Raw genomic sequence first — 2,740 nt, forward strand, 5'->3', positions numbered from 1 at the left:
CGGTGGCCGCGCTCTCGTCCGGAACGACGAGCAGGGCCACCGCGCTACACCACTATCGGGGGCTCAACTGGAGCTCGCTATCCCATCCTGCCCGTAGGCGTGGTGCTTGCCGGGTTCTACTGGTGGCTGGGCAGCCGGTGGTCCGTGGGGAAGACCTTCGGTGGTACCGACGAGAACGGTGAGTGGGTGGACACGGCCGGGCGCCGCCTCACCGAGCCACCGCTGAGCGTGTCGGTGTATGGGGAACCAGCGTTGTGGGTGCTGGCGGTCATGGCGATCCTGACGGCGGGCACCGTTCTGATGGTGCGGCGGGCGCGGGACCGCGGTCGTCCCACCCGCGGGTGGACCCTGGGTGGGTCCATGGCCCTGGTGGTCGTCACCGTGGGTGTCGTCGCCGTGTTCAACGTGCATCAAAGTGCGCAAGTTTTGGATGCTCTTCAGCAGGGCCGGACCGATCCGCCGATCATTGGCCAGGCGCGGGTCGAGACTAGCCGTGCCGCAGATTCATGGGTGGAGACACCCATACCGTGAATGATTCGGCTGTCGCGCTTCGCTAGGGGTTCGTTAGTTGGTGTGGTCGTCGTGGCGCACCGCGCGCAGGTAGGCCCAGGGATGCCGGGCGCGGAGAACGTGGATGAGCGCCAGGATTCCGGCGAAGACGGCGAAGGCGGTCCAGGCCGGCTGGGGAACCAGCAGCGAGGCGACTAGTACCCCGGTCGTGGCGGCCACGGCGTAGGCCGCGGCCTCGATCCGTTGGCAGGCTGTGACACCGGCGGCGGCGCGGACTGGCGGTTCCGGGGGCAGAGCACCGGTCCGGGCGGCGGCGACCAGGGCGTTGCGCACCCGCTCCGCGGATACCGGCGGCAGGTCAGTGGGCCGCGGGGTGCGGGCGGGTCGAGCCAGGAGATGGAACAGGGCCAGGAGACCGAGCAGCAACGCCGGCCACCACGGGGTGCGCAGGGCACCGGAGGAGGTGTCCAGCAGCCACCACAGCGCCACCGGCATCGCGAGGACGAGGACCGCGGCGGCAGGCACGGTGCCGACCACCACCTGGCCGACGGCGGGGACCGGGGCGGTGCCAACCGGTGAGGACTCGTCGTGTGCGGGCCGGGGGCGCTCGTCCATGCCGTTCACGCTACCGGTGCCCCTCGGCGGTGGTCGTGGACTGGCCGGTGGCCCGCGTGCTCCGCAGGTGGTGCAGGCCCGCCCCCAGCAGCACGAGCATTCCGGCGGGCACGGCGTGCAGCACCGCGAGGTCCAGGGCCGCGCCGGCCCACCGGGCTGCTTCTCCCACGGTCAGGGTCGTGCCCTGGGTGACACCGCGCACTGCGGTGAACAGATGCGCGGCGAGCACCAGCGCCGCACCGACGACGGCCCAGAGTGCGACGGCCTGTCCGGTGGGCAACAGGCGGTACCCGTCGGCCACCGCCCACAGCCCGGCCAGGACGAAGACGATCAAGGTGGCGGCCTTCCCGGGGTCGAGGTCAGGGTTCCGGAGGAACCAGTCGCTGCGCAGCAGCACCTCGAAACTCAGCTGCAGGGCCGCCATGATCGGGCCCCAGCGCACCAAGAAATGCCAGATCCACCGGGCAGCACCCCTCCAGGGCCGGGCAAGCGTCTGAGCTGGGGCATCCACGGGACGGACTCCTTCGTGAGGACGACGAGGTCATCGCTCGATGCGCGGGCCTCGAGGGCAGGCGCCTTCTGGTGGGTCTACGGTCGCCAGTTGCCGGGGCGGTCGCCGTGCTTGCGCGCGTAGTCCCTGATGCCGGCGGTCACGCCTTTGCGCACCACCCAGTAGAAGATCAGCAACGAGATCATGAACATGACCAGTGGGAAGAGCAGGGCCACCAGGGGCAGGCCCCAGTCACCAGGGGCGGGATTGATCCCGGACGCGGCCAGGACGCCGGGCGGTGCGGCGAGATCGGTGAGCATCGTGGTGAGCCTCCTCGGGTGGGGCTTCCCACGCTACTGAGACGCGATCGAACCTCCCGGACGGCGCCGACGCCCTGCGTGTCGTGTATCCGCAGTGGCACGACGGCAGGATCAGCGAGGAAGAGGAAGAAACCCAGCCCTCGAGCATCCTCTCAAGGTACCAAGTGTGAACAGCGCAGCGCCCCTTCAACGTTCGTGCCCGAGCGCAAGGTAGCGTCCGGTGGTCGCTTGTGGTGCTTGCCGAGTTCGGCTGACCCGTGCAGAGCGAGGGCGCGTGGCGCGAGATCCTGAGGTCAGTCGGTGTCTTTACGGTGGTGGTATGGGATCCATCGTGTCTGCTCCTGCCGATCTGGTGATCGCCACCAGTGACGGGATCGATGTGCGTTTCGCCGGCGTCGACCTTGCCGCCGAGCTGTCTGCCCACGCGCAGGAGCCACCGGGTGTCCATGGTGTGCGGGTCAGTCTCGCCGCGGTGCGCGGGGCCGAGACCATGCGCCGGGACGAGCAGTTCCAGGCCGCCCGTCTGGCCTGGGCCCAGCGGCGGCAGGCGCAGATGCCCGCGGAGGAACCGGTGCCGCTCATGCCGGGGTTCTCCGTCCTAGACCGGGTTGGGGTGGTGCTCACCGATGAGGTCGGCACCGAGTACCGACTGGTCGCCGGGCAGGCGGCCGGGGACGGCACCGAGTGGGAGGCGGCCTGGGAATTCGTGCCCCAGCCCCCAAAAGCAGCCGGGATCCCGGAAAGTGTCAAGGCGGGTGAGACAGATTCCGTCAGGCGGTCTGTATGAGGGCCTCCTGTGAGGGCT

General features: G+C 69.9%; 5 protein-coding genes. 2 read left to right on the forward strand and 3 right to left on the reverse strand.

What is annotated here, in order from left to right; genetic code table 11:
* Nucleotides 1-144: 144 nt before the first annotated feature.
* Nucleotides 145-531, forward strand: coding sequence for a hypothetical protein (locus ABL57_RS20105; protein WP_152683482.1), 387 nt, complete (start codon nt 145-147; stop codon nt 529-531).
* A 33-nt stretch (nt 532-564) separates the two neighbouring features.
* On the opposite strand, the gene ABL57_RS20110 is transcribed toward ABL57_RS20105, so the two are convergent.
* From ABL57_RS20110 to ABL57_RS20120, 3 genes are all read right to left on the reverse strand, one after another.
* Complete coding sequence (locus ABL57_RS20110; RefSeq protein ID WP_152683483.1) at nt 565-1,125, reverse strand: hypothetical protein; 561 nt, start codon at nt 1,123-1,125, stop codon at nt 565-567.
* A 10-nt stretch (nt 1,126-1,135) separates the two neighbouring features.
* Complete coding sequence (locus ABL57_RS20115; RefSeq protein ID WP_047805265.1) at nt 1,136-1,567, reverse strand: hypothetical protein; 432 nt, start codon at nt 1,565-1,567, stop codon at nt 1,136-1,138.
* A gap of 146 nt (nt 1,568-1,713) precedes the next feature.
* On the reverse strand, nt 1,714-1,935 hold the full coding sequence (locus ABL57_RS20120) for a hypothetical protein (protein WP_047805266.1): 222 nt from the start codon (nt 1,933-1,935) through the stop codon (nt 1,714-1,716).
* 319 nt (nt 1,936-2,254) lie between these two features.
* Between ABL57_RS20120 and ABL57_RS20125 the strand changes: the two genes are divergently transcribed.
* On the forward strand, nt 2,255-2,722 hold the full coding sequence (locus ABL57_RS20125; RefSeq protein ID WP_047805267.1) for a hypothetical protein: 468 nt from the start codon (nt 2,255-2,257) through the stop codon (nt 2,720-2,722).
* The last annotated feature ends 18 nt before the right edge of the window (nt 2,723-2,740 follow it).

Origin of the sequence: Kocuria sp. SM24M-10, assembly GCF_001027955.1 — a bacterium.
Lineage (GTDB): Bacteria > Actinomycetota > Actinomycetes > Actinomycetales > Micrococcaceae > Kocuria > Kocuria oceani.